The sequence below is a fragment of the Pseudomonas sp. SDO5271_S396 genome, assembly GCF_054071795.1.
In genome coordinates, this window is the sequence record NZ_JBSVWB010000005.1 from 17405 (window position 1) to 43704 (window position 26300).

At 60.9% G+C, this 26300-nt stretch carries 22 protein-coding genes and 1 pseudogene; 17 read left to right on the forward strand and 6 right to left on the reverse strand.

The window, feature by feature from the left end:
- Nucleotides 1-199: 199 nt before the first annotated feature.
- Nucleotides 200-1063 (reverse strand): translation elongation factor Ts, encoded by an 864-nt coding sequence (gene tsf, locus ACW9IN_RS05665; RefSeq protein ID WP_457364949.1) that lies wholly within the window; start codon nt 1061-1063, stop codon nt 200-202.
- A gap of 201 nt (nt 1064-1264) precedes the next feature.
- Nucleotides 1265-1999, reverse strand: coding sequence for a 30S ribosomal protein S2 (gene rpsB, locus ACW9IN_RS05670; protein ID WP_457364950.1), 735 nt, complete (start codon nt 1997-1999; stop codon nt 1265-1267).
- Between the two features lie 388 nt (nt 2000-2387).
- Between rpsB and map the strand changes: the two genes are divergently transcribed.
- The 4 genes from map to ACW9IN_RS05690 all read left to right on the forward strand — a co-directional run bounded on the left by map (nt 2388) and on the right by ACW9IN_RS05690 (nt 8139).
- On the forward strand, nt 2388-3170 hold the full coding sequence (gene map / locus ACW9IN_RS05675) for a type I methionyl aminopeptidase (RefSeq protein WP_012722594.1): 783 nt from the start codon (nt 2388-2390) through the stop codon (nt 3168-3170).
- Between the two features lie 62 nt (nt 3171-3232).
- Nucleotides 3233-5935, forward strand: a complete 2703-nt coding sequence (locus ACW9IN_RS05680) for a [protein-PII] uridylyltransferase (protein ID WP_457364951.1) — start codon at nt 3233-3235, stop codon at nt 5933-5935.
- Between the two features lie 143 nt (nt 5936-6078).
- Nucleotides 6079-7278: a succinyldiaminopimelate transaminase gene (gene dapC, locus ACW9IN_RS05685; RefSeq protein WP_457364952.1), complete on the forward strand. Its 1200-nt coding sequence runs from the start codon at nt 6079-6081 to the stop codon at nt 7276-7278.
- A 150-nt stretch (nt 7279-7428) separates the two neighbouring features.
- The gene (locus ACW9IN_RS05690) at nt 7429-8139 is read left to right on the forward strand and encodes a M12 family metallopeptidase (RefSeq protein WP_457364953.1); all 711 of its coding nucleotides are present in this window, start codon (nt 7429-7431) and stop codon (nt 8137-8139) included.
- Between the two features lie 12 nt (nt 8140-8151).
- Here ACW9IN_RS05690 and ACW9IN_RS05695 read toward each other — a convergent pair.
- Nucleotides 8152-8352: pseudogene (locus ACW9IN_RS05695) on the reverse strand (Na+/H+ antiporter); the annotation flags it as partial.
- Nucleotides 8353-8474: 122 nt separating this feature from the next.
- Between ACW9IN_RS05695 and ACW9IN_RS05700 the strand changes: the two are divergent.
- Nucleotides 8475-9209 carry a matrixin family metalloprotease gene (locus ACW9IN_RS05700; protein ID WP_457364954.1) on the forward strand — a complete coding sequence of 245 codons (735 nt, stop codon included), beginning with the start codon at nt 8475-8477 and terminating at the stop codon, nt 9207-9209.
- On the opposite strand, the gene ACW9IN_RS05705 is transcribed toward ACW9IN_RS05700, so the two are convergent.
- On the reverse strand, nt 9199-10842 hold the full coding sequence (locus tag ACW9IN_RS05705; RefSeq protein WP_457364955.1) for a Na+/H+ antiporter: 1644 nt from the start codon (nt 10840-10842) through the stop codon (nt 9199-9201). The two genes, ACW9IN_RS05700 and ACW9IN_RS05705, sit on opposite strands and share 11 nt — an antisense overlap.
- Before the next feature lie 267 nt (nt 10843-11109).
- Between ACW9IN_RS05705 and ACW9IN_RS05710 the strand changes: the two genes are divergently transcribed.
- The 5 genes from ACW9IN_RS05710 (at nt 11110) to ACW9IN_RS05730 (ending at nt 15613) form a co-directional block, all read left to right on the forward strand.
- Nucleotides 11110-11418, forward strand: coding sequence for an arsenate reductase (locus tag ACW9IN_RS05710; protein WP_231124426.1), 309 nt, complete (start codon nt 11110-11112; stop codon nt 11416-11418).
- A 31-nt stretch (nt 11419-11449) separates the two neighbouring features.
- A complete protein-coding gene (gene dapD, locus ACW9IN_RS05715) occupies nt 11450-12484 on the forward strand; it encodes a 2,3,4,5-tetrahydropyridine-2,6-dicarboxylate N-succinyltransferase (protein WP_457364956.1) in 1035 nt (344 codons plus the stop codon).
- Between the two features lie 64 nt (nt 12485-12548).
- Entirely contained in the window at nt 12549-13754 is a 1206-nt protein-coding gene (locus ACW9IN_RS05720; protein ID WP_457364957.1) for an aminotransferase class V-fold PLP-dependent enzyme, read from the forward strand.
- Complete coding sequence (locus ACW9IN_RS05725) at nt 13751-14185, forward strand: SufE family protein (protein WP_457364958.1); 435 nt, start codon at nt 13751-13753, stop codon at nt 14183-14185. Before ACW9IN_RS05720 ends, ACW9IN_RS05725 begins: the two co-directional genes overlap by 4 nt.
- Nucleotides 14186-14260: 75 nt before the next feature.
- A complete protein-coding gene (locus tag ACW9IN_RS05730) occupies nt 14261-15613 on the forward strand; it encodes an Nramp family divalent metal transporter (protein WP_457364959.1) in 1353 nt (450 codons plus the stop codon).
- Nucleotides 15614-15624: 11 nt separating this feature from the next.
- Here ACW9IN_RS05730 and tcdA read toward each other — a convergent pair whose 3' ends face one another.
- The gene (gene tcdA, locus ACW9IN_RS05735; RefSeq protein ID WP_457364960.1) at nt 15625-16434 is read right to left on the reverse strand and encodes a tRNA cyclic N6-threonylcarbamoyladenosine(37) synthase TcdA; all 810 of its coding nucleotides are present in this window, start codon (nt 16432-16434) and stop codon (nt 15625-15627) included.
- Nucleotides 16435-16651: 217 nt separating this feature from the next.
- On the opposite strand from tcdA, the gene ACW9IN_RS05740 reads away from it, so the two are divergent.
- The 4 genes from ACW9IN_RS05740 to ACW9IN_RS05755 all read left to right on the forward strand — a co-directional run bounded on the left by ACW9IN_RS05740 (nt 16652) and on the right by ACW9IN_RS05755 (nt 21881).
- On the forward strand, nt 16652-19243 hold the full coding sequence (locus ACW9IN_RS05740) for a glycosyltransferase (protein WP_457364961.1): 2592 nt from the start codon (nt 16652-16654) through the stop codon (nt 19241-19243).
- 261 nt (nt 19244-19504) lie between these two features.
- Nucleotides 19505-20656 carry a succinyl-diaminopimelate desuccinylase gene (gene dapE / locus ACW9IN_RS05745; RefSeq protein ID WP_457364962.1) on the forward strand — a complete coding sequence of 384 codons (1152 nt, stop codon included), beginning with the start codon at nt 19505-19507 and terminating at the stop codon, nt 20654-20656.
- Entirely contained in the window at nt 20656-21465 is an 810-nt protein-coding gene (locus tag ACW9IN_RS05750) for a putative RNA methyltransferase (RefSeq protein ID WP_457364963.1), read from the forward strand. The genes dapE and ACW9IN_RS05750 overlap by 1 nt, the downstream gene beginning before the upstream one ends.
- A 38-nt stretch (nt 21466-21503) precedes the next feature.
- Entirely contained in the window at nt 21504-21881 is a 378-nt protein-coding gene (locus ACW9IN_RS05755) for a hypothetical protein (RefSeq protein WP_457364964.1), read from the forward strand.
- 146 nt (nt 21882-22027) lie between these two features.
- On the opposite strand, the gene ACW9IN_RS05760 is transcribed toward ACW9IN_RS05755, so the two are convergent.
- Nucleotides 22028-22237 carry a cold-shock protein gene (locus ACW9IN_RS05760; protein ID WP_457364965.1) on the reverse strand — a complete coding sequence of 70 codons (210 nt, stop codon included), beginning with the start codon at nt 22235-22237 and terminating at the stop codon, nt 22028-22030.
- 182 nt (nt 22238-22419) lie between these two features.
- Here ACW9IN_RS05760 and plsB point away from each other — a divergent pair, with 182 nt between their 5' ends.
- The 3 genes from plsB to ACW9IN_RS05775 are packed head-to-tail and all read left to right on the forward strand — an operon-like array spanning nt 22420 to nt 26104.
- The gene (gene plsB / locus ACW9IN_RS05765; RefSeq protein ID WP_457364966.1) at nt 22420-24939 is read left to right on the forward strand and encodes a glycerol-3-phosphate 1-O-acyltransferase PlsB; all 2520 of its coding nucleotides are present in this window, start codon (nt 22420-22422) and stop codon (nt 24937-24939) included.
- Nucleotides 24940-24990: 51 nt separating this feature from the next.
- Nucleotides 24991-25392 carry a YbaY family lipoprotein gene (locus tag ACW9IN_RS05770; RefSeq protein WP_457364967.1) on the forward strand — a complete coding sequence of 134 codons (402 nt, stop codon included), beginning with the start codon at nt 24991-24993 and terminating at the stop codon, nt 25390-25392.
- Between the two features lie 22 nt (nt 25393-25414).
- Nucleotides 25415-26104, forward strand: a complete 690-nt coding sequence (locus ACW9IN_RS05775) for a DUF4197 domain-containing protein (protein WP_457364968.1) — start codon at nt 25415-25417, stop codon at nt 26102-26104.
- The last annotated feature ends 196 nt before the right edge of the window (nt 26105-26300 follow it).

Sequence of the window (26300 nt, forward strand, 5' to 3'; positions counted from 1 at the left end):
TGCGGCGTTTAATCAAAAATTCTTGGCAAACCGTTTTACGGCCTGCGTTCACTCTAGCTGGACACTGTACCAGCGCCATCTGGAACATGGCTTTGTAAGCCAGTTCCGCAGGGTTTCCGAATAAAACCGGTTACCCCATTTGAAAAGAGGCTGCGCGCGTGAGCGGGCAGCCTCTTTTGGGCGACAGTTTAAACCTGTCTTACTGCTTGGCAGCAGCCAGCTGGGCAGCAACTTCTTCAGCGAAGTTGTCGACCGGCTTCTCGATGCCTTCGCCTACTTTGTAGTAAGTGAAGGAAACGATTTCAGCACCGGCTTTCTTGGCCAGTTCGCCAACCTTGATTTCAGGGTTCTTGACGAACGCCTGCTCGACCAGGCTCGCTTCAGCCAGGAACTTCTTGATACGACCGTCAACCATGTTGGCGACGATGTTCTCAGGCTTGCCTTTGATTTTTTCTTCGTTCAGCTGCAGGAATACAGCTTTTTCACGCTCGATCGCTTCAGCCGAAACTTCCGACGGCAGCAGGAACTCTGGGTTGCTTGCCGCAACGTGCATCGCGATGTCTTTGGCCAGCTCGACGTCGCCGCCTTTCAGAGCCACAACTACGCCGATCTTGTTGCCGTGCAGGTAAGCACCAACTACGTCACCTTCGATACGGGTCAGACGACGGATGTTGACGTTCTCGCCCACTTTGGCAACCAGCGCTTCACGAGCAGCTTCACGGGAAGCGATCAGCGGAGCAGCGTCGGTCAGCTTGTCAGCGAAAGCCTGTTCAACGCTTTCGTTAACGAAGTTTTTGAAGTCGTCTTGCAGGGCCAGGAAGTCGGTCTGCGAGTTCACTTCCAGAATCACGGCGGACTTGGCGTCAGCCTTGACGGCGATAGCGCCTTCAGCAGCCACGTTACCGGCTTTCTTGGCAGCCTTGATGGCGCCGGAAGCACGCATATCGTCGATGGCTTTTTCGATGTCGCCGCCGGCTTTGGTCAAAGCCTTTTTGCAATCCATCATGCCTTCGCCGGTACGCTCACGCAGTTCTTTAACCAACGCTGCAGTAATCTCTGCCATTTCAAAATCCTCTTGGATAGGTTTTCAACCATTCCACCCGAGCAAACGGGCGTTCAATTCTTCCCGAAATACCTTGTAGCGACTGCCTGTTACAACACGGAGAGCGGCGTGCAACCGGCGCGCAATGACAAATGGTTTTCGAGGTGGCAAAAAGGGGGCAAAGCCCCCTTTTCGCTTACTGAGTCAACGCCAGGGCGTCAATTACTCAGCTGCAGCCTGAGCTTCTTCAGCGAAGACTTCGGTGCCGCCACCAACATTGTTGCGACCACGGATAACAGCGTCAGCCATCGAACCCATGTACAGCTGGATGGCGCGAATGGCGTCATCGTTGCCTGGGATGATGTAGTCAACGCCTTCCGGGCTGCTGTTGGTATCGACTACGCCGATGACCGGGATGCCCAGCTTGTTGGCTTCGGTGATTGCGATGCGCTCGTGGTCAACGTCGATCACGAACAGTGCGTCTGGCAGACCGCCCATGTCCTTGATACCGCCCAGCGAACGGTCCAGCTTTTCCAGATCGCGAGTGCGCATCAGCGCCTCTTTCTTGGTCAGCTTGGCGAAAGTACCGTCTTCGGCTTGCACTTCAAGGTCACGCAGACGCTTGATGGAAGCACGGATGGTCTTGAAGTTGGTCAGCATGCCGCCCAACCAGCGGTGATCGACGTACGGCGAACCGCAACGTGCTGCTTCTTCAGCAACGATCTTGCCAGCGGAACGCTTGGTGCCGACGAACAGAATCTTGTTTTTGCCCTGGGCCAGACGCTCTACGAAGGTCAGTGCCTCGTTGAACATTGGCAGGGTTTTTTCAAGGTTGATGATGTGGATCTTGTTGCGCGCACCGAAAATGTACTTGCCCATTTTCGGGTTCCAGTAACGGGTCTGGTGACCGAAGTGCACACCGGCCTTCAGCATATCGCGCATGTTGACTTGGGACATGATAGTTCCTTAATAAGTCGGGTTTGGCCTCCACGTATCCCAATGACCAACCAGCGGCTTAAAAGCCTCCGGCACCCAGGTCATCGTGTCGACACGTGTGTGGATTTAAGCTTCCCGGAGGCATCCCCGGAAAGCGGCGCATTTTATACCACAGCAAGTGTAAAAACGAAACCCGCAATCACATCGCGCATGAACGCAGTCAGTGCAACCCCTTGAATAGAGCCAACACGCCCTAAGCTTATAGAGAGAAGCGATGATCAGACGCTCATGATTTGCCGCCGTCGTCTGCTAGAATCGCGTTTTTTGTGGCTTCTGCGAATTCTGTAACCTTTTGTCGCACGCCCGTAAACCGTATTGATTTCAGCGCGTCGCGCTAGAGAGAGCCTGTATGACCGTAAGTTTGAAAACCGCCGAAGACATTGCCGGCATGCGCATCGCCGGCAAACTGGCTGCCGACGTGCTGGAAATGATCGCCGAACACGTCAAGCCCGGCGTCACCACCGAGACCCTGAACCAGATTTGCCACGACTACATCGTCAACGTACAGGGCGCCATTCCTGCCCCGCTGAACTACAAAGGTTTCCCCAAGTCGATCTGCACTTCGGTCAACCACGTGGTCTGCCACGGGATTCCCGGTGACAAGCCCCTGAAGGACGGCGACACCCTGAACATCGACGTCACCGTAATCAAGGACCGCTACTTCGGCGATACCAGCCGCATGTTCCACGTCGGCACCGTGCCGGTCTGGGCCGAGCGCCTGTCCCAGGTGACCCAGGAATGCATGTACAAGGCCATCGAAATCGTCAAGCCCGGCTGCCGTCTTGGGGACATCGGCGAAGTGATCCAGAAGCATGCAGAAAAGAACGGTTTCTCGGTAGTCCGTGAGTTCTGCGGTCACGGCATCGGCACCGTGTTCCACGAAGAACCGCAAATCCTGCACTACGGTCGTGCCGGTACCGGCATGGAGCTGAAAGCGGGCATGACCTTCACCATCGAGCCGATGATCAACCAGGGCAAGGCCGACACCAAGGTACTGGGCGACGGCTGGACCGCCATCACCAAGGACCGCAAGCTCTCGGCTCAGTGGGAACACACGCTGCTGGTCACCGAAACCGGCTACGAGATCTTCACCTTGCGCGCTGACGACACGATTCCACGCGTTTCGGCGTGATGCTTGCTTCGGTTTTCCCGTAACCCTGTGAATGACCTATAGATAGAAAGGAAAACCGATCGATGCCGCAAGTGGATCCGGAACTCTTCGACCGTGGCCAGTTCCAGGCCGAGCTGGCCCTGAAGGCGAGCCCTATCGCCGCCTTCAAGAAAGCCATCCGCCAGGCCCGCGAAGTACTCGACGAGCGCTTTCGCCAGGGCCGGGAGATTCGCCGGCTGATCGAGGACCGCGCCTGGTTCGTCGATAACATCCTGCAAAAGGCCTGGGAACAGTTCAGTTGGAGCGAAGATGCCGATATCGCCCTGGTGGCCGTCGGCGGCTATGGTCGTGGCGAATTGCACCCCTACTCCGACATCGATCTGCTGATCCTGCTGGACAGCGCCGACCACGAGATCTTTCGTGACTCCATCGAGCGCTTTCTGACATTGCTGTGGGACATAGGCCTGGAAGTTGGCCAGAGCGTACGATCCGTGGAGGAGTGCGCCGAAGAGGCCCGCGCCGACCTCACCGTCATCACCAACCTGATGGAGAGCCGCACTATTGCCGGCCCCGAGCACCTGCGTCAGCGCATGCTCGAAGTCACCAGCACCGAACACATGTGGCCGAGCAAGGATTTCTTCCTGGCCAAGCGTGCCGAGCAGAAGACTCGGCACCACAAGTACAACGACACCGAATACAACCTGGAACCCAACGTCAAAGGCTCGCCCGGCGGGCTGCGGGACATCCAGACCATCCTGTGGGTCGCCCGTCGCCAGTACGGCACGCTGAACCTGCGGGCACTGGCCGGCGAAGGTTTCCTGGTGGAAAGCGAAAATGCCCTGCTGGCGTCGTCCCAGGAGTTTCTGTGGAAAGTGCGCTACGCCTTGCACATGCTGGCCGGACGCTCTGAAGACCGCCTGCTGTTCGATCACCAGCGCTCGATTGCCAGCTTGCTGGGTTTTACCGGCGAAGACGCCAAGACCAGCATCGAAAGCTTCATGCAGCAGTACTACCGGGTGGTCATGAGCATTGCCCAGCTCAGCGACCTGATCATCCAGCACTTCGAAGAAGTGATCCTGGCACCGGAAGACGAAGCACCGCCACAACCGATCAACGCGCGCTTCCAACTCCACGACGGCTATATCGAGGCGCGCAACGACAACGTGTTCCGCCGCACCCCGTTCGCCATGCTGGAAATCTTCGTGTTGATGGCCCAGCAGCCGGAAATCAAGGGCGTGCGCGCCGACACCATCCGCCTGCTGCGCGAGAACCGTCACCTGATCGACGACGACTTCCGCAACGACATCCGCAACACCAGCCTGTTCGTCGAGCTGTTCAAGTGCAAGATCGGCATTCACCGCAACCTGCGCCGTATGAATCGCTACGGCATTCTCGGGCGCTACCTGCCGGAGTTCGGTTTTATCGTCGGGCAGATGCAGCACGACCTGTTCCACATCTATACCGTGGACGCCCACACCCTGAACCTCATCAAGCACCTGCGGAAGCTGCAGTACACCCAGGTGTCAGAAAAATTCCCGCTGGCCAGCAAGCTGATGGCCAAGCTGCCCAAGCCCGAGCTGGTGTATATGGCCGGCCTGTACCATGACATCGGCAAAGGCCGCCACGGCGACCATTCGGACATCGGTGCCGTGGATGCAGAGGCCTTCTGCCAGCGCCATCAGCTCCCGCAGTGGGACAGTCGCCTGATCGTCTGGCTGGTGCAGAACCACCTGATGATGTCCACCACTGCCCAACGCAAGGACTTGTCGGACCCGCAGGTGATCCACGACTTCGCACAGATCGTCGGCGATGAAATCCGCCTGGACTACCTCTATGTGCTGACCGTGTCCGACATCAACGCCACCAACCCCACGCTGTGGAACTCCTGGCGCGCCAGCCTGCTGCGCCAACTCTACACCGAGACCAAGCGCGCCTTGCGCCGTGGCCTGGAAAACCCGGTGGACCGCGAAGAGCAGATCCGTCGCACCCAAAACGCGGCGCTGGATATCCTGGTACGCGGCGGCAACGATCCGGACGACGTCGAACAGCTGTGGTCGCAACTGGGCGACGATTACTTCCTGCGCCACACCGCCGGTGATGTGGCCTGGCACACGGATGCGATCCTGCAGCAGCCAGCCGATGGCGGCCCGCTGGTGCTGATCAAGGAAACCACCCAGCGCGAATTCGAAGGCGGCACGCAGATCTTCATCTACGCCCCCGACCAACATGACTTCTTCGCCGTGACCGTGGCGGCCATGGACCAGCTCAACCTGAACATCCATGACGCACGGGTCATCACCTCCAGCAGCCAATTCACCCTCGACACCTACATTGTGCTCGACACCGATGGCGACTCGATCGGTGATAACCCGGTGCGGGTGAACAAGATCCGCGAAGGCCTTACCGAGGCCCTGCGCAACCCTGACGACTACCCGACCATCATCCAGCGCCGGGTACCGCGCCAGCTAAAGCACTTTGCGTTTGCGCCCCAGGTCACCATTTCCAACGACGCCCAGCGCCCGGTCACCGTGCTGGAACTCAGCGCACCGGACCGCCCAGGGCTGCTGGCACGTATCGGCGGGATTTTCCTGGAGTTCGACCTGTCGTTGCAGAACGCCAAGATTGCGACCCTCGGCGAACGCGTGGAAGACGTGTTCTTCATCACGGACGCCGACAACCAGCCGCTGTCCGACCCGGAGCTGTGCCTGCGCTTGCAGGAAGCCATCGTGCAGCAATTGAGTGTGACTCAGGAGCCCGGCGCCGAGCCTATGCGCCTGACCATTTGATTATTTAACTGTGTAAACACAACCCCTGTGGGAGCTGGCTTGCCTGCGATGCGGGCGCCACGGTCCCGCAGGTACACCGCGGCGATGCCTTCGCAGGCAAGCCAGCTCCCACAGGGTCTGTGTACACCGCCATAGAGGCTTACATGAACAACGCCCTGAACCAGCTACAGCCCTACCCGTTCGAGAAACTGCGCGCCCTGCTGGGCGGCGTCACGCCGAACCCGGACAAACGCCCGATCGCGCTGTCCATTGGCGAACCCAAGCACACCTCTCCGGCGTTCGTCGCCGAGGCACTGAGCAACAACCTCGACCAGATGGCGGTGTACCCCACGACCCTGGGCATCCCGGCGCTGCGCGAGTCCATCGGCGCCTGGTGCGAACGCCGCTTCAACGTGCCCAAGAGCTGGCTGGACCCTGCGCGCAACATCCTGCCGGTCAACGGCACCCGTGAAGCGCTGTTTGCCTTCACCCAGACCGTGGTCAATCGTGGGGACGACGCCCTGGTGGTGAGCCCCAACCCGTTCTACCAGATCTACGAAGGCGCAGCGTTCCTGGCCGGGGCCAAGCCGCACTACCTGCCTTGCCTGGATGCCAACGGCTTCAACCCGGATTTCGATGCGGTCTCGCCGGATATCTGGAAACGCTGCCAGATCCTGTTCCTGTGCTCCCCGGGCAACCCCACCGGCGCGCTGATCCCGGTCGAAACCCTGAAAAAACTCATCGCCCTGGCCGACGAATATGACTTCGTCATCGCCGCCGACGAGTGCTACAGCGAACTGTACTTCGACGAACAGACCCCGCCGCCCGGCCTGCTGAGCGCCTGCGTCGAACTGGGTCGCCAGGACTTCAAGCGTTGCGTGGTGTTCCACAGCCTGTCCAAGCGCTCCAACCTGCCAGGCTTGCGCTCGGGTTTTGTGGCGGGTGACGCCGACATCCTCAAGGCCTTCCTGCTGTACCGCACCTACCACGGCTGCGCCATGCCGGTACAAACCCAACTGGCCAGCATCGCCGCCTGGCAGGACGAAGCCCATGTGCTGGCCAACCGTGACCTGTACCGCGAGAAGTTCGACGCCGTATTGGCGATCCTCAAACCAGTGCTGGACGTACAAAACCCGGATGGCGGGTTCTATCTGTGGCCGAATGTAAATGGCGACGACGCGGCGTTCTGCCGGGATCTATTCGTGGAAGAACATGTGACGGTGGTGCCGGGTTCGTACCTGTCCCGTGAAGTCGACGGTTTCAACCCGGGTGCAGGACGCGTGCGCCTGGCGTTGGTTGCGCCGTTGGCGGAGTGTGTTGAAGCCGCGGAGCGGATTCGCGCGTTTATTCAGCGTCATCAATAATGAAACAAGCCCGCACTGCGCAATGCAGTGCGGGTGCTGGGCATTTCCTACAGTGCCACAGGCATTCAGCTACTCCTTTGTTGGAACGTTTCCCTCAAACAGCACCACTACACGGTTTCCAAACTCCCTTCGTCAGCGAGGCCGTGCATTTTGAGCATCAACCCTACCGCCTATCCAACACCCGCCGCCCTTGAGCATGCCTACAACAACCAAGCGCCGGAAACATCCGAACTCAGCAGGAAAAAACGTGGCGTGGCCTTCCCTGCGGACCTTTGGCCACAAAACTCGACACTCAAGATTTCGTTGATTGGCATGACGCCTGAGCAGGAGCAATTCACCAAAAACAACATCAATAAGTGGGCGCCTCACGTCAATCTGACGTTTGAGTTCACCCAATCACCCGACGCCGACATCAGGATTGCAGGGGACAATAACTCCTATGGGGGCTCATCGGCAGCCGGCGTAAATGCGAAGAGGGTTCCCGCTCACAAGCCCACAATGATTATCGGTTTTGCACACGGCCTGGTTACAAAAACCAGCCAGACTGTGGCGCATGAGTTCGGCCATGCCTTGGGTTTGAAGCATGAACACCAACATCCCTACCGGACTTTGGAGTTCAAAGCAGAAAACGTCTATAAAGAGCACGATCGCTACAAACAACCCAGGAAAGAGGCTGACGAGCAAATACTGAAAAAATTTGATCCTCGCCAGATTTATTCTTCTCAGAATGACCCGCGCTCAATCATGCACTACAGCATGCCGGGGGAGTACTTCACTAACGGCATGCCCACACCCGAGAACAATGAATTGACAGAAACCGACAAACAGTTCATCAGTGCGCTGTACCCTAAAAACCGATAGAGCCCTTGGGGCTTAGTTCAGCGATCCCAAATTCGCCTCACTCATATCCAGCTCGGCCAACACTTCGCGCAGCACGTCATCACCAATCTGGTGGTGACGGCTCAAGCTATACAACTCCAAGCGCTGTGCACGCAGGGCTTTCAGGCGCAGTTTGCGCTCAAGCAGGTCCATCTGTTGCGCCAGTGCCTGGGCTTTGGCCGAGTCGGCGAACATCGGACCCGTATTTGCCCCAAGCAAACACGGGCTAACATACTCACACAAAGCGCCCGGAACTTTCCTGCGATCTGGACGAATAAACCAACACATTCGTCCTCAATCGTCGCAGGAAACAACACATGATAGCTGCCACTTCCCCACCCGTTTTCCACTACCCCATTGTTGCTTCGCCCTTCGAAAATGCTGGCGACAGCACACCCCCCCGTTCCAGAAGCCGACGCAACATTGGCGAGCCCGACAAATACTGGCCCCAAAACAGCACGATCAAAATCGCCATGTACGACTACGACATGGACGATCCCTACGTATTGGCCGTCAAGAGAGCCGCCAGCGAATGGCTGCCCCACATCAATCTGAAGTTCGAGTTCGTGCCTGGAGAGGAAGGTGACGTTCGCATTACTCAGAATATAAACAATGAAGGAGGGGGCAGCTCAGCCACAGGAACAGAGGCGCTCGATAGGTCTCCCGCAAGCCCCACCATGTCACTGCCAAGGGACCATACGCACCCACGATTCAAGTATGTGGTGATGCATGAATTCGGTCATATGCTCGGCGCTCATCATGCCCATCAACACCCGGATGCCAAAATTCCGTGGGATATGGAAAAAGTGTATGAGGGCTCTAACCGTATCGCCGGGCTAGACCGGGAAGGTGTGCAAAATAACGTGCTCCCGCTGCCCCGCTCCAACCAATACGACTTCCTGCCCTACGATGGCGACTCGGTCATGCACTATGAAATCAGTCCCAAACTGACACACGGCGGCTGGGGCCAGTCTGAAACCTGGTCGTTGAGCGATGGGGACATCGCCTGGGCCAAAAAAGCCTACCCAAAAGCAGAAGCCGCTACTTCTTGAGCCCCAAATTCGCCTCACTCATATCCAGCTCGGCCAACACTTCGCGCAGCACGTCATCACCAATCTGGTGGTGACGGCTCAAGCTATACAACTCCAAGCGCTGTGCACGCAGGGCTTTCAGGCGCAGTTTGCGCTCAAGCAGGTCCATCTGTTGCGCCAGTGCCTGGGCTTCGGCCGAGTCGTTGAACACCTCCAACTGGTGGCGGTATTCCGACATCAAGCGCGCCTTCAATTCGGTAGCAAGCGCGGCCTGGGCTGCATCCTGGGTTTCGGGTTCAGCCGGTTCTTCAGTTTCCAGGGCATGGATCGCGGCCACGGCGGTCTTTTTCCAGGCCTCGCGAACCTCGTTGTGGCGCTTCTCATCCGGGCTCTTTTCGATACCGCGCAACAGCAGCGGCAAGGCGACGCATGCGGCGATCAGCGACAACAGAATCACCCCGGCGGCGATGAAGATCAGCAGGTCACGTTCAGGAAAATCCTGGCCCGGCGCCAATAACAATGGCACCGACATGACACCGGCCAGGGTCACGGCACCGCGTACGCCGCCGACGGTCAGCAACCAGCAAGAGCGCGCCGTGGGCACCAGTGTCAGCTCACTTTTCCCACGTAGACGACGCAACAACCCTGACAGCCGCCAGATGCTCTGCACCCAGACAAACCGCAACACCACCAACACCAGGAAAATCCCGATCACGTCGAGACAGCGATAGAACAGGGCCGGCCATAATGTCGGCTCATGACTTACCACCGCCTTGATGATGTCCGGCAGTTGCAGACCCAGCAGCAGGAAGATCAAGCCGTTAAAAGCAAACTCCAGCAGCGACCACACACTGCGATTGAGCAAGCGCGTGCTGGTCTGGCGCGGCAACAGGTCCAGCCAGCTTTGCATCATGCCGGCTGCGACCGCTGACAAAATGCCCGAGGCACCCAGGCGTTCTGCCAGCACATACGCGGCAAACGGCAGCAGCAACATGAACACCACGTGGGTCGCCGGGTCATCCCACCCCCGGGCAATCATCCACGCGCGCAGGCGACCGACCAGCCAGCTCAGCGCAACGCCGACCGCCAGTCCACCGACGGCCACCAAGACAAATGTGAGGCTGGCGTCCGCCAGGGAAAACACCCCTGTCAACGCAGCGGCCAGGGCGAACTTGAAGGTCACCAGGCCCGACGCATCATTCATCAATGCCTCGCCCTGCAGCATGTGCATCAGCGGAGTAGGCAGGCGGTTCTGGGAAATGGCCGACACGGCCACGGCATCCGTCGGCGACAACACGGCCGCCAGGGCGAAGGCCACCGGCAGCGGGATCGTAGGCAATATCCAATGAATGAAGTAACCGGCACCGACCACCGTGAACAGCACCAGCCCCACTGCCAGCGTCAGGATTGGCCCGCGCAGGCGCCAAAGCTCCCGCTTGGGCATGCGCCAGCCATCGGAGAACAACAGCGGCGGCAGGAACAGAAACAGGAACAGCTCAGGGTCCAGCGCCACGTGAAGCCCCAGCGTAGGCCAGGCCAGCAAGGCACCGGCGGCAATTTGCACCAGGGGTAACGGCAGGGGAATCACACGCCCGACCAGACGCGAAACGCTGACCAGCATCAGCAGGATAAGAACGGTGTAGGCGGTTTGCATAACGCGGTTTTCCCGGACAATCGACGTACAACGACACACATACGGCAACATCTCGCCGTTGAAGTGCCATATAACCCAGCTATGTTACCCACCTGGCTGCAACCTGGCATTTGCACATAAGTCGCACGCCGGCATGACGAGCGGCACCCAAACCCGCTGGTCGTGGCATAATCCGTGACCTTCCGTTTTCACACGCTCAAAGGGGGCAATTCCTTGACCGCTTCAAGCAAAACGTTGCACCTTTTTGGCATCAAAGCCTGCGACACCATGAAAAAGGCCCGCACCTGGCTCGATGAGCACGGCGTGAGCTATGAATTCCACGACTACAAAACGGCCGGTATCGACCGCGAACACTTGACCCAATGGTGCGACGAGCACGGTTGGCAGGTGGTTTTGAACCGTGCGGGCACCACCTTTCGCAAACTCGAAGACGAACGCAAAGCCGATCTCGATCAGTCGAAAGCCATTGAATTGATGCTCGCGCAACCTTCGATGATCAAGCGTCCGGTGCTTGATCTCGGTGACAGAACCCTGATTGGCTTCAAGCCAGATAGTTATTCGGCGGCCCTCAAGTAGGCCAGCCCTTTCATTTTGTAGAGGTAACAGCATGTCCCATTCCCTGTTCAGCCTGGGCTTCGGCGTCGGCACCCAGAACCGCCAAGGTGCCTGGCTGGAAGTGTTCTACGCACAACCGCTGCTCAATCCTTCGGCCGAAATCATCGCAGCCATCGCGCCGATCCTTGGCTACACCGAAGGCAACCAGGCCATTACCTTCACCCTGTCCCAGGCTTCGCAACTGGCTGACGCACTCAAAGGCGTCGACGCCGCTCAAGCCGCGCTGCTGACCCGCCTGGCCGAAAGCCACAAGCCGCTGGTCGCCACCTTGCTGGCCGAAGACGCCGCGCTGACCTCCACGCCTGAGGCCTACCTCAAGCTGCACTTGCTGTCCCATCGCCTGGTCAAGCCCCACGGCCTGAGCCTGGCCGGTGTATTCCCGCAACTGCCGAACGTGGCCTGGACCAGCCAGGGCGCGATCGATATCGCCGAACTGGCCGAGCGTCAACTGGAAGCGCGCCTGCGTGGCGAGCTGCTGGAAGTGTTCTCGGTGGACAAGTTCCCGAAAATGACCGACTACGTGGTACCCGCCGGTGTGCGCATCGCCGACGCTGCACGCCTGCGCCTGGGCGCCTATGTGGGCGAAGGCACCACCGTGATGCACGAGGGCTTCATCAACTTCAACGCCGGCACCGAAGGCCCGGGCATGATCGAAGGCCGTGTGTCGGCAGGCGTATTCGTCGGCAAGGGTTCTGACCTGGGCGGCGGTTGCTCCACCATGGGCACCCTGTCGGGCGGCGGCAACATCGTGATCAAGGTCGGCGAAGGCTGCCTGATCGGTGCCAACGCCGGTATCGGTATCCCGCTGGGCGACCGCAACACCGTGGAGTCGGGCCTGTATGTGACCGCAGGTACCAAGGTGGCGCTGCTGGACGAGCAGAACCAGTTGGTCAAAGTGGTCAAGGCACGTGAACTGGCCGGTCAGCCGGACCTGCTGTTCCGTCGCAACTCCGAGACCGGTGCCGTGGAGTGCAAAACCCACAAATCGGCCATCGAACTGAACGAAGCGCTGCACGCTCACAACTAAGCAGCCACTCGATGCCACTAGCGGGCCCCGACTTCGGGGCCCGCTTATACGAGTCTTGAACACCATGCTTGTGCCCTCCCCCTGGCGCGCCGATTTTCCGGCAATCGCCACCCTGCAACGGCAAGACCAGACCTACCTGGACAGCGCCGCCACCACGCAAAAACCCCAGGCCCTGCTGGATGCCATCAGCCATTACTACGCCAATGGCGCAGCCAATGTGCACCGTGCCCAGCATTTGCCCGGCGCCCATGCGACCCAGGCGTTCGAAGACAGCCGCAGCAAGGTCGCGCAGTGGCTGAACGCAGGTGACAGTGGGCAGATCGTATTCACCCATGGCGCAACCTCTGCGCTGAACCTCCTGGCTTATGGCCTTGAGCACTTATTCAATGCGGGCGATGAAATTGTCATCAGCGCCCTGGAACACCACGCCAACCTGCTGCCCTGGCAACAACTGGCCAAACGTCGCGCCCTCACGCTGGTGGTGTTGCCACTAAACGATGCCGGCGTGATCGACCTGCACGCCGCCGCCGAGTTGATCGGCCCACGCACGCGCCTGCTGGCGGTGAGCCAGCTGTCCAACGTGCTGGGCGCCTGGCAACCGCTGGAGGCCTTGATCGCGCAGGCCCAGGCACACGGCGCGCTCACGGTGGTCGACGGCGCCCAGGGCATTGTCCATGGCCGCCATGACATGCAGGCGCTGGGCTGCGATTTCTACGTATTCTCCAGTCATAAACTCTACGGCCCGGATGGCCTCGGCGTGCTCTACGGACGCAACGAAGCCCTGCACCACCTGCGCCACTGGCAGTTTGGCGGCGAGATGGTGCAACAGGCCGATTACCACAGCGCCAGCTTCCGACCCGCGCCGCTGGGTTTCGAGGCCGGCACACCGCCAATCGCCAGCGTGATCGGGCTGGGCGCCAGCCTCGACTACCTGGCGTCACTGGATCAGGCGGCGGTCATCGCCCATGAAGCCGCGCTGCACGATTACCTGCTGCGCGGGCTCAAGGCGCGCAACGGCGTGCGCGTGCTGGGTACGCCCCAGGTGGCGCTGGTCAGCTTCGTGGTCGAGGGTGTGCACAACGCCGACCTCGCTCACCTGTTGACCGAACAAGGCATTGCCGTGCGCGCCGGTCATCATTGTGCGATGCCGCTGATCAAGGCCTTGCAACTTTCCGGGGCGATCCGTGTATCCCTGGCGCTGTACAACGATTCCGACGACCTGGAGCGCTTTTTCGACGCGCTGGATCAGGCCATGGCAATGCTGCGATGAACCTGCCAACAGACGCAGTCACCGCGCTGGACGCGTTTCAAGCGGTGGGCAGTTGGGAGCAACGGGCGCGCCTGCTGATGCAATGGGGGGAACGCATGCCGGTCCTGGCGGATGAACACAAGACCGATGCCAACCTGGTGCAGGGTTGCGAAAGCCTGGTGTGGCTGGTGGGCCATTTGCAGGACGGTCATTGGCAGTTTGCCGCCAGCAGCGATGCGCGCATGATCCGTGGGCTGGTGGCGCTGCTGCTGGCACGGGTCAATGGTTTGTCCGCCGAGGCCCTGAACACCGTCGACCTGCCCGGCTGGTTCGAACAACTCGGCTTGTCGCGCCAGCTCTCACCGTCGCGCAGCAATGGCCTCAACGCGGTATTGCAGCGCATGCGCACCTTGAGCGCGATGTCACCGAAACCCGGGACATCCGTCGGCTAAATTCCAGATTCATGAGAACGTCTCTCAGACACGGCGATCTGTGCAGTATCGCTTTTGGTCTTCTGGAGTTGTGTCATGCCCAAGCCCGCGCTCCCCTCCAACCCTTCAGCCTGGCGGCTTGACCAGCCCGGGCCAGCCTACGCCAGCCTGGCCGAGGTCCACTCCAGTGTGAGCGTTCCCGCAACCGGCACCTGGTTGCGTCGGCTGCTGGCGTTCTCGGGGCCGGGCTACATGGTCTCGGTGGGCTACATGGACCCGGGCAACTGGGCGACCGATCTGGCCGGCGGTGCGCAATTCGGCTACACGCTGCTGTGCGTGATCCTGCTGTCGAACCTGATGGCGATCCTGCTGCAAGCGCTGTCGGCCCGCCTGGGTATCGCCACCGGACGCGATTTGGCGCAAGCCTGCCGGGATCACTACCCAAAACCGGTCAGCGTTGCCCTGTGGATCATCTGCGAACTGGCGATCATCGCCTGCGACCTGGCTGAAGTCATCGGCACCGCCATCGCGCTGAAACTGTTGTTCGGCATCCCGTTGCTGGGCGGTGTGCTGCTGACCACCCTGGACGTGTTCCTGCTGCTGTTATTGATGAACAAGGGCTTTCGCTTCCTGGAAGCCTTTGTGATTGCCCTGCTGGTGGTGATCGCCATCTGCTTCGGCGTGCAGGTCGCGGCAGCGGCGCCGCCCATCGCGGCGATCATCAGTGGTTTCATCCCGTCCACCGAGGTCGTGACCAACCCGGCAATGCTCTACATCGCCATCGGCATCCTCGGAGCGACGGTCATGCCGCATAACCTGTACCTGCACTCCTCCATCGTGCAAACCCGCAACTACCCGCGCGACAGCACCGGCAAGCGCGATGCGATCAAGTGGGCGACCACCGACAGCAGCATCGCCCTGATGCTGGCGCTGTTTATCAATGCCGCGATCCTGATCGTAGGCGCGGCAGCGTTCCATACCAGCGGGCATTCGGATGTCGCCGAAATCGAACAGGCGTTCGAGCTACTCTCGCCGCTGCTGGGCCTGGGCATTGCTTCCACCTTGTTCGCCGTGGCGTTGCTGGCCTCGGGGATCAACTCCACGGTCACCGCGACGCTGGCCGGGCAAATTGTCATGGAGGGTTTTCTGCGCCTGCGCTTGCCCAACTGGATGCGTCGCCTGGTGACCCGTGGCCTGGCGGTGATTCCGGTCATTTTCGTCACGGCGCTGTATGGCGAGAAAGGCACCGCGCAGCTACTGATCTTCAGCCAGGTGGTGCTGTCGATGCAGTTGCCCTTTGCGGCGGTACCGCTGGTGCGGTTCGTCACCGACCGCCGGAAAATGGGCGAGTTCGTGGTGTCCAGTTGGGTAGCCGTACTGGCCTGGGTGGTCGCGACGGTGATCGTGGGGCTGAACCTCAAGCTGCTGTATGACTTTGCCCTGGCCTGAAGCGCCCCACATCAACCGGCCTTGGCCCGCTCCGAAGGCCGCCGCACGCCAGCCACGATCTTATCCACCGCCTTGGTCGCCGCCACCATGCCAAACGTGGCGGTGACCATCATCACGGCGCCGAACCCGCCGGCGCAGTCCAGCTTCACGCCATCCCCGACAAAACTCTTCTGCAGGCAAATGCTGCCGTCCGGCTTGGGGTAACGCAGCTGTTCGGTAGAAAACACGCACGGCACGCTGTAGTGACGGGTCACCGTGCGTGAGAAACCGTAGTCACGGCGCAGGGTCGAGCGCACTTTCGAGGCCAGCGGATCGTTGAAGGTGCGATTCAGGTCGCACACCTGGATCAGCGTCGGGTCGATCTGCCCGCCGGCGCCGCCGGTGGTGATGATCTGGATCTTGCGACGCTTGCACCAGGCGATCAGCGCCGCCTTGGCGTTGACGGCGTCGATGCAATCGATCACGCAATCGAGGTCGGGGGTGATGTAGTCGGCCATGGTGTCGCGGGTCACGAAGTCGCTGACGGCATGCACGGTACAGTCCGGGTTGATGCCACGCAGGCGCTCGGCCATCACCTCGACCTTGGGCCGGCCCACCGTGCTGTCCAGGGCATGCAACTGGCGGTTGCTGTTGCTGACGCAGACGTCGTCCAGGTCAAACAGCGAAATCTCGCCCACCCCGCACCGGGCCATGGCTTCCGCCGCCCAGGAACCGACGCCGCCCACGCCGACGATGGCTACGTGGGCCGCTTTCAAGCGCTCCAGACCTTCAATGCCATACAGGCGGGCGACGCCTGCAAACCGCGGATCTTCTGTACTCATGACCATTACCCCAAAAACCGGCGCGCATTATGGGCTACAGAGCGCCAAGTTTTAAGCTACAAGTTACACGTAAAGAACTTAGATGGCCTTTCGCTGACTAACGTCCGGCTTTTCTCTGTCTGCTGTACGCTCAGCGAACGGCCGGTGTAGGATGCGCGCCGTTCGGCGCAGGCCGACACCTCTTTTCGTTCCACACCCTTTGGAACCCGAAATAGCCATGGCATCGCGTAAATTTGGACTCAATCTGGTGATCGTGCTGGCGATCGCCGCGCTGTTCACCGGTTTCTGGGCATTGATCAACCGCCCGGTCACCGCCCCCAACTGGCCTGAACAAATCTCCGGTTTCTCCTACTCCCCGTTCCAACAGGGGCAGTACCCGCAGAAGGATCAATACCCCACCGACGATCAGATGCGCCGTGACCTGGAGATCATGAGCAAGCTGACCGATAACATCCGCACCTATTCGGTCGACGGCACCCTGGGTGACATCCCCAAGCTGGCTGAAGAGTTCGGCCTGCGCGTGACCCTGGGGATCTGGATCAGCCCGGACCTGGAACGCAACGAACGCGAAATCCAGCGCGCCATCGAACTGGCCAACAGCTCGCGCAGTGTGGTGCGCGTGGTGGTCGGCAACGAAGCGCTGTTCCGTGAAGAAATCACCCCCGACGCCCTGATCGTGTTGCTCGACCGCGTGCGCGCCGCCGTGAAAGTGCCGGTGACCACCTCAGAGCAATGGCACATCTGGGAAAAGAACCCGCAACTGGCCAAGCACGTCGACCTGATCGCCGCGCACATCCTGCCCTTCTGGGAATACATCCCGATGGACAAGGCCGGCCAGTACGTACTCGACCGCGCCCGGGACCTGAAGAAGCTGTTCCCGAAAAAACCGCTGCTGCTATCGGAAGTGGGCTGGCCGAGCAATGGCCGTATGCGCGGCGGCAATGAAACCTCACCGGCGGACCAGGCGATTTACCTGCGCACCCTGGTCAACAAATTGAATCGCCAGGGCTTCAACTACTTCGTGATCGAAGCGTTCGATCAGCCGTGGAAAGTCAGCGACGAAGGTTCTGCGGGCGCTTATTGGGGCGTGTTCAACGCCGCGCGCCAGCAGAAATTCAACTTTGAAGGACCGGTGGTCGCGATCCCGCAATGGCGCGTGCTGGCCATCGGCTCGGTGGTGCTCGCACTGCTGTCCCTGACCCTGCTGATGATCGACGGCTCGGCCCTGCGCCAACGTGGCCGTACCTTCCTGACTTTCATCGCGTTTCTATGCGGGTCGGTGCTGGTGTGGATCGCCTACGACTACAGCCAGCAATACAGCACCTGGTTCAGCGTGACCGTCGGTGTGCTTCTGGCGCTCGGCGCCCTCGGCGTGTTTATCGTGCTGCTGACCGAGGCCCACGAGCTGGCGGAAGCGGTATGGACCCACAAGCGTCGGCGTGAATTCCTGCCGGTCGAAGGGGATTCGGACTACCGCCCCAAAGTGTCTATCCATGTGCCCTGCTACAACGAGCCGCCGGAAATGGTCAAACAGACCCTCGATGCGCTGGCGGCCCTCGATTACCCGGACTACGAAGTCCTGATCATCGACAACAACACCAAGGACCCGGCGGTGTGGGAGCCGGTACGCGACTACTGCGCAACCCTCGGCCCGCGCTTCAAGTTCTTCCACGTGGCGCCCCTGGCCGGTTTCAAGGGCGGTGCGCTGAACTACCTGATCCCGCACACCGCCAAGGATGCCGAAGTGATCGCGGTGATCGACTCGGACTACTGCGTGTCGCCGAATTGGCTCAAGCACATGGTGCCGCACTTCGCCGACCCGAAAATCGCCGTGGTGCAGTCGCCGCAGGACTACCGCGACCAGCACGAAAGCACCTTCAAGAAGCTCTGCTACGCGGAATACAAGGGCTTCTTCCATATCGGCATGGTCACCCGCAACGACCGTGACGCGATCATCCAGCATGGCACCATGACCATGACCCGCCGCTCGGTGCTCGAAGAGCTGGGCTGGGCCGACTGGTGCATCTGCGAAGACGCCGAACTGGGCCTGCGCGTGTTCGAGAAAGGTCTGTCGGCGGCGTACTACCACGACAGCTACGGCAAGGGCCTGATGCCGGACACCTTTATCGACTTCAAGAAACAGCGTTTCCGCTGGGCCTACGGCGCGATTCAGATCATCAAGCGTCACACCGCCAGCCTGTTGCGCGGCAAGGACACCGAGCTGACCCGTGGCCAGCGCTATCACTTCCTGGCGGGCTGGTTGCCGTGGGTGGCGGACGGCATGAACATCTTCTTCACCGTCGGCGCCCTGTTGTGGTCGGCGGCGATGATCATCGTGCCGACACGGGTCGACCCGCCGCTGCTGATTTTCGCGATCCCGCCGCTGGCGTTGTTCGTGTTCAAGGTGGGCAAGATCATCTTCCTGTACCGCCGCGCCGTTGGCGTGAATCTCAAGGATGCGTTCTGCGCGGCGCTGGCGGGCCTGGCGTTGTCCCACACCATCGCCAAGGCGGTGCTGTATGGTTTCTTCACCAGCAGCATTCCGTTCTTTCGTACACCGAAAAACGCCGATAACCACGGCTTCTGGGTCGCCATTTCCGAAGCCCGCGAAGAAATGTTCATCATGCTGCTGTTGTGGGGCGCCGCGCTGGGGATCTACCTGGTGCAGGGCCTGCCGAGCAACGACATACGCTTCTGGGTGGTGATGCTGCTGGTGCAGTCGCTGCCGTACGTGGCAGCGCTGATCATGGCGTTCCTCTCGTCGCTGCCGAAACCTTCGGCGACAGCGGAGCCAGCGCCCGCTGTGTAAAAACTTGCGCAATGCACTAAACGGCGGCCTCTGGCCGCCGTTTTGCTATAAGATAACGGCCCTTTTACGAGACTTGGCCCTGGCTTTGCTCTCTGTGGGAGCTGGCTTGTCGGATCGCCGCACCGCTGCGATAGCATCGCCGCGGTGTACTTGCTGAACCGCAGCGTCTGCATCGCAGGCAAGCCAGCTCCCACATTGGATCTGCGCCGTTTCAAATCCACATTCGTCCTGCGCCCACGACACGCTTCCCGGAGTTTTCCCATGACGGCCCATGCCGACCTTTCGCCGACCCTTCAACTCGCTATCGATCTGATCCGTCGCCCCTCGGTGACGCCGGTCGACGCCGATTGCCAGAAGCTGATGATGCAGCGCCTGGGCGACGCCGGTTTCAAGCTCGAGCCGATGCGCATCGAGGACGTGGACAACTTCTGGGCCACCCATGGCAAGCATGAAGGCCCGGTGCTGTGCTTCGCCGGCCACACCGACGTGGTCCCGACCGGCCCGGTGCAGGCCTGGCAGAACGACCCGTTCGACGCGTTGATCGACGAGAACGGCATGCTCTGCGGTCGCGGCGCGGCCGACATGAAAGGCAGCCTGGCGGCGATGCTGGTGGCGTCGGAGCGTTTTGTCACCGATTACCCGGACCACAGGGGCTCGGTCGCGTTTCTGATCACCAGTGACGAAGAAGGCCCAGCGCACCACGGCACCAAGGCCGTGATCGAACGCCTGGCTGCGCGCAACGAGCGTCTGGACTGGTGCATCGTCGGCGAACCGTCAAGCACCACACTGGTGGGGGATGTGGTCAAGAACGGCCGCCGTGGTTCCCTCGGCGCCACCTTGACCGTGCGCGGCGTACAAGGCCATGTGGCCTACCCGCACCTGGCGAAGAACCCGATCCACCTGGCCGCGCCGGCCCTGGCGGAGCTTGCCGCCGAGCATTGGGACAATGGCAACGCGTTCTTCCCGCCGACCAGCTTCCAGATCTCCAACCTCAATTCCGGCACCGGCGCGACCAACGTGATCCCGGGTGACCTGACGGCAGTGTTCAACTTCCGTTTTTCCACCGAGTCCACCGTCGAAGGCCTGCAACAACGCGTTGCGCAGATCCTCGACAAACACGGCCTGGACTGGCACGTGGAGTGGGCGCTGTCGGGCCTGCCGTTCCTCACCGAACCGGGTGCCTTGCTCGACGCGGTGTCGGCCAGCATCAAGGCCATCACCGGTCGCGAGACCCAGGCTTCGACCAGCGGCGGCACATCCGACGGGCGCTTCATCGCGACGCTCGGCACGCAAGTGGTCGAGCTGGGCCCGGTCAACGCAACCATCCATCAGGTCAACGAGCGCATCCTCGCCAGCGACCTGGATGTACTGACCGAAATCTATTACCAGACCCTGATCAAGTTGCTCGCCTGATGCTCGCCTGCCCCCTTTGCAGCGCACCGCTCAACGCGGTGGACAATGGCGTGGCGTGCCCGGCTGGGCACCGTTTCGACCGCGCGCGCCAGGGTTATCTGAACCTGTTGCCGGTGCAGCACAAGAACAGCCGCGACCCGGGCGACAACCTTGCCATGGTCGAGGCGCGCCGTAACTTCCTCAATGCCGGGCACTACGCGCCGGTGGCCAGGCGCCTGGCCGAACTGGCCGCTGAACGCGCGCCGCAGCGCTGGGTGGATATCGGCTGTGGCGAGGGTTACTACACCGCGCAGGTCGCCGAGGCCCTGCCCCATGCCGATGGCTACGCGCTGGATATCTCCAAAGAGGCGGTCAAGCGTGCGTGCAAACGCAACCCGGCGCTGACCTGGTTGATCGCCAGTATGGCCCGCGTGCCGTTGGCCGATGCCAGCTGCCAGTTCCTGGCCAGCGTGTTCAGCCCGCTGGACTGGCAAGAGGCCAAGCGCCTGCTCAGCCCTGGCGGCGGCTTGATGAAAGTCGGCCCGACCCGCGGCCACCTGATGGAATTGCGCGAACGTCTGTATGACGAAGTGCGCGAGTACACCGACGACAAGCACCTGGCCCTGGTGCCGGACGGTATGAGCCTTGCGCACAGCGAGACCCTGACGTTCACGTTGAGCCTGGCCGAGCCTGCGGACCGCGCCAACCTGCTGGCCATGACCCCCCACGGCTGGCGCGCCAGTGCCGAGCGCCGTGCGGCGGTGATCGAACAGGCGCAGCCACTGCAAGTCACCGTGTCCATGCGCTACGATTATTTCGTGCTTCAATAACCCCTTTTCACGGGCCGTCGAGCCCCAGCGGAATCGCCATGCGCCAACCCGATATCGAGATTTACCTGAAGGACGCCGACGTCGACCACAAGGCCATAACCGCCTGGTTGACCGAAGCGCTCGGCCCTTGCAGCGACTGGCAGCAAAAAGGCCAGACCTACAAGTGCAAGGCCGGCAACGTGCCGGTGACCTGGCTGCCAAAAGCCGTCGGCAAATGGAACAGTTTGTACCTGGAAAGCGATCAGACGCCGTGGGACGACGACATCGCCTGTGCCCGCGCAGCCTTTGCCGCACTGAACGTCGAAGTGCGCTGCGCGCCGGGCAGTTGGGTCGAGGAAGAAGGTGAGGAAAGCGCCGACACCTGGATCCGCATCAGCGAAGACGGTGAAGAGCAGATCACCTGGAAAACTGCCTGACCCCTGATTTATGAACCCAACCGACTGTGGGAGCTGGCTTGCCTGCGATGCAGACACCTCGGTCTACCAGTAAGACCACAGTGATGCTATCGCAGGCAAGCCAGCTCCCACATTGATCGGGTTATCAGGTCAAGATCGGTCTGGCCTCAAAGCCCCACCACATCCTCCGCCTGCAACCCCTTCTCGCCGCTGACCACGGCGTATTCCACCTGCTGGCCCTCGGCCAGTGAGCGGTGGCCCTCGCCGCGAATGGCGCGGTAGTGCACGAACACATCCTTGCCATCGTCGCGCTGGATAAACCCATAGCCCTTTGCATCGTTGAACCACTTCACACTGCCGGTTTCGCGCGTTGCCATCTGTTTTGCTCCCACATGCTTTTTTATTGTTGAGTCAGTCGCATTGAACTGCCGAGTATAAGACAGGCTCAAAAACGATCAACTCAAGTTTACATCGCTGCTTTTTTGCCGATTTTCGGCGAATACGGCACACTACCCGCCCGAGCATCTGCTCGGTTTTTTCCACTTGAAGCAGCACGCCTATGACCCGTTCCCCGTTCCGCCGTCTGGTGTTTGGCACCTTGCGCCGACTGTTGTACCTCTGGGTTCGCTCGGAGACGATCAATCAGTCGTCCCTAACCCTTAACCTCGACCGCAGCCGACCGGTGTTTTACGTCCTGCAATCCCCTTCCATCACCGAGCTGGCCGTGGTCGACGCCGAGTGCACCAAGGCGGGCCTGCCACGACCGGTGTTGCCGGTCAGTGTGGGCCCGCTGCTGGAGCCCGCGGCGTTCTTCTACCTCACTCCGGACCCGGATTGGCTGGGCCGCCAGGACAAGCGCGGCGCACCGCCGACCTTGACCCGCCTGGTCAACACCCTCAGCGAACATGCCGAAGAGAATGCACAAATCATTCCGGTCAGCGTGTTCTGGGGCCAGTCTCCCGAGAGCGAATCGAGCCCGTGGAAACTGCTGTTCGCCGATAGCTGGGCGGTCACCGGGCGCCTGCGCCGGCTGCTGAGCATCCTGATCCTGGGGCGCAAGACCCGGGTGCAATTCTCCGCGCCTATCAACCTGCGTGAATTGATCGAGCACAATAAAGGTCACGAACGCACGGTGCGCATGGCCCAACGGATCCTTCGGGTGCACTTTCGCAACCTGAAGACCGCCGTGATCGGCCCCGACCTGTCCCACCGGCGCAACCTGGTCAAAGGTCTGGTCAACATGCCACTGGTGCGCCAGGCCATCGCCGACGAAGCCGAGCGGGAAAAGATCAGCCCTGAAAAAGCCAAGGCCCAGGCCCTGCGCTACGGCAACGAGATCGCCTCGGACTACACCTACACCGCGATCCGCTTCCTGGAAGTGGTGCTGAGCTGGTTCTGGAACAAGATCTACGACGGGATCAAGGTCAATAACATCGAGGGTGTGCAAAAGGTTGCCCAGGGTTACGAGATCATTTACGTGCCCTGCCACCGTAGCCATATCGACTACCTGCTGCTCTCGTACCTGCTGTTCAAGAACGGCCTGACCCCGCCGCACATCGCCGCCGGGATCAACCTGAACATGCCGGTGATCGGCAGCCTGCTGCGCCGTGGCGGTGCTTTTTTCATGCGCCGTACGTTCAAGGGCAACCCGCTGTACACCTCGGTGTTCAACGAATACCTGCACACGCTGTTCACCAAGGGTTTTCCGGTGGAGTACTTCGTCGAGGGCGGCCGCTCACGCACCGGGCGCATGCTCCAGCCAAAAACCGGCATGCTGGCGATCACCCTGCGCAGTTTCCTGCGCTCCTCACGCATGCCCATCGTGTTCGTGCCGGTGTACATCGGCTATGAGCGCGTGCTCGAAGGCCGCACCTACCTGGGCGAACTGCGCGGTGCGAGCAAGAAGAAAGAGTCGATCTTCGATATTTTCAAAGTGGTCGGTGCGCTCAAGCAACGCTTTGGCCAGGTCGCCGTCAACTTCGGCGAGCCGATCAAGCTTGCGCAGTTCCTCGACACCGAACAGCCGGACTGGCGCACCCAGGAACTGGGCCCGACCTATAAACCGGCCTGGCTCAACGAAACCACCAACCGCCTCGGCGAGCAGGTGGCGCGCCATTTGAACGAAGCCGCTGCCGTAAACCCGGTGAACCTGGTGGCGCTGGCGTTGCTGTCCACCACCCGCCTGGCCCTGGACGAACAGGCCATGGCGCGCCAGCTGGACCTGTACCTGGCGCTGCTGCGCCGTGTGCCGTACTCGCCACACACCACCCTGCCCGAGGGCGACGGCCTGGCGTTGATCAAGCACGTGAAGGACATGGACTTGCTGTCGGAACAGAGCGACGCCCTGGGCAAGATCCTGTACCTGGACGAGCAGAATGCCGTCCTGATGACCTACTACCGCAACAACGTGCTGCACATCTTTGCGCTGCCGGCATTACTGGCGAGTTTCTTCCAGAGCAGCTCGCGCATGAGCCGCGAACAGATCCTGCGCTACACCCGCGCGCTGTACCCCTACCTGCAATCGGAGCTGTTTATCCGCTGGTCGCTGGAGGAACTGGACAGCGTGGTCGACCAGTGGCTGGAGGCCTTTGTCGAACAGGGCCTGCTGCGCTTCGAGAAGGATGTGTACCTGCGCCCGGCGCCGAGTTCACGGCACTTCGTGCTGCTGACCCTGTTGTCCAAGAGCATCGCCCAGACCCTGCAACGTTTCTACATGGCGATCTCGCTGCTGCTCAACAGCGGCCAGAACAGCATCAGCGCCGAAGAGCTGGAAGACCTGTGCACGATCATGGCCCAGCGCCTGTCGATCCTGCATGGTCTCAACGCGCCGGAGTTCTTCGACAAGAGCCTTTTCCGACATTTCATCCAGACCCTGTTGGAGCAAGATGTGCTGCGGCGTGACGAGGCCGGCAAGCTGAGCTACCACGACTTGCTCGGCGAGCTGGCCGAAGGCGCGGCCAAACGTGTGTTGCCGGCGGAGATTCGCCTGTCGATTCGCCAGGTGGCCCTGCACCGGGTCGATGGCGCAGACCCCGCACCGAGCGAATCCGAGGCCGTCAAACCTGAAGAAAGCCGCTAGATTGAATAGGGTGCCGGCGGGATGCCGGCGCCGCTGAAAAGGAGCTGCACCATGAAAAAGATTATCCTCCTGGGCCTTACCGCCCTGCTCGGAGCCTGCCATTCCATGTCACCCACGCCCAAGGCAAGCCTCGACGGTGAAGTGTTCTACCTGCAACGCATCGCCCTGCCACCCACCGCCACCCTGAGTGTCAGCCTGCTGGACGTGTCCCTGGCCGACGCGCCATCCGTGACCCTGGCCGAGCAGAAAGGCCCGGTCAAAGGCCAGGTGCCGCTACCGTTTCACCTGAGCTACGACCCGGCACAGGTCAAGCCGGGCCACAGTTATTCGGTCAGCGCTCGCATCGAACTCGATGGCAAGCTACTGTTTATCACCACTGAACGGCACGCCGTGCAGCTCAACGGCCAGGACCCACAGCCTCTGCGCCTGCGCGTCGATGCTGTAGCCCACTGAATTCGATCATAAGGAAGCGCCCATGCTCCGCAATTCCCTTCGCTTTACCGCCCTGTGCGCCGGCCTGCTGCTGGGCGCCAACGCCATGGCCCTGGACCTTGGCAGCCTGTCCCAGGGCGACGCCTCCGGCGGCCTCAAGGACGCACTGACCCAAGGCGCGCAGATCGCCGTGAAACAGCTGGGGGTTCCCGGCGGTTTCAGCAACAACCCTGAAGTGAAGATCGGCCTGCCCGGCAAGCTCGGCAAAGTGGCCGACAAGCTGAAGATGTTCGGCATGGGTGACCAGGTCACGCAGCTGGAAACCAGCATGAACAAGGCCGCCGAAACCGCAGTGACCCAGGCTCAGCCGATCCTGGTGAATGCGGTGAAAAACATGAGCGTGACCGATGCCAAGGGCATCCTCACCGGTGGCCAGGACTCCGCCACCCAGTACCTGAACAAAAGCAGCCGTGAACAGATCCGCGCCAAGTTCCTGCCGATCGTCAAGGCAGCGACCGACAAGGTCGGTGTCGCCCAGCAATACAATGCCCTGGCCGGCAAGGCTGCGGCCTTTGGTGCGGTAGACGCCAAAAGCGCCAACGTGGAAAGCTACGTGACCGAACAAGCCCTCGACGGCCTGTTCAAGATGATCGCGCAGCAGGAAGAAACCATTCGCAAGAACCCGGCGGCGGCCGCCACCAGCCTGGCGAAAAAGGTATTTGGCGCTCTCTAGGCACTGAGCGTCCCCCTTCAACCACTGCGCCAAAGCCGCTGATCACGGGCTTTGGCGCAGTGGTTTTACGCTACGGCTTTAGCGCCCCATGGGAAACAGAGGCCTGTCGGGCATCGGATACTGGCACACCGGATAGGGATGCTGGTGACCGTGCCCAGGTCTTACAGGCAGGGAATGGCCGAAGGTTGGCTGATTT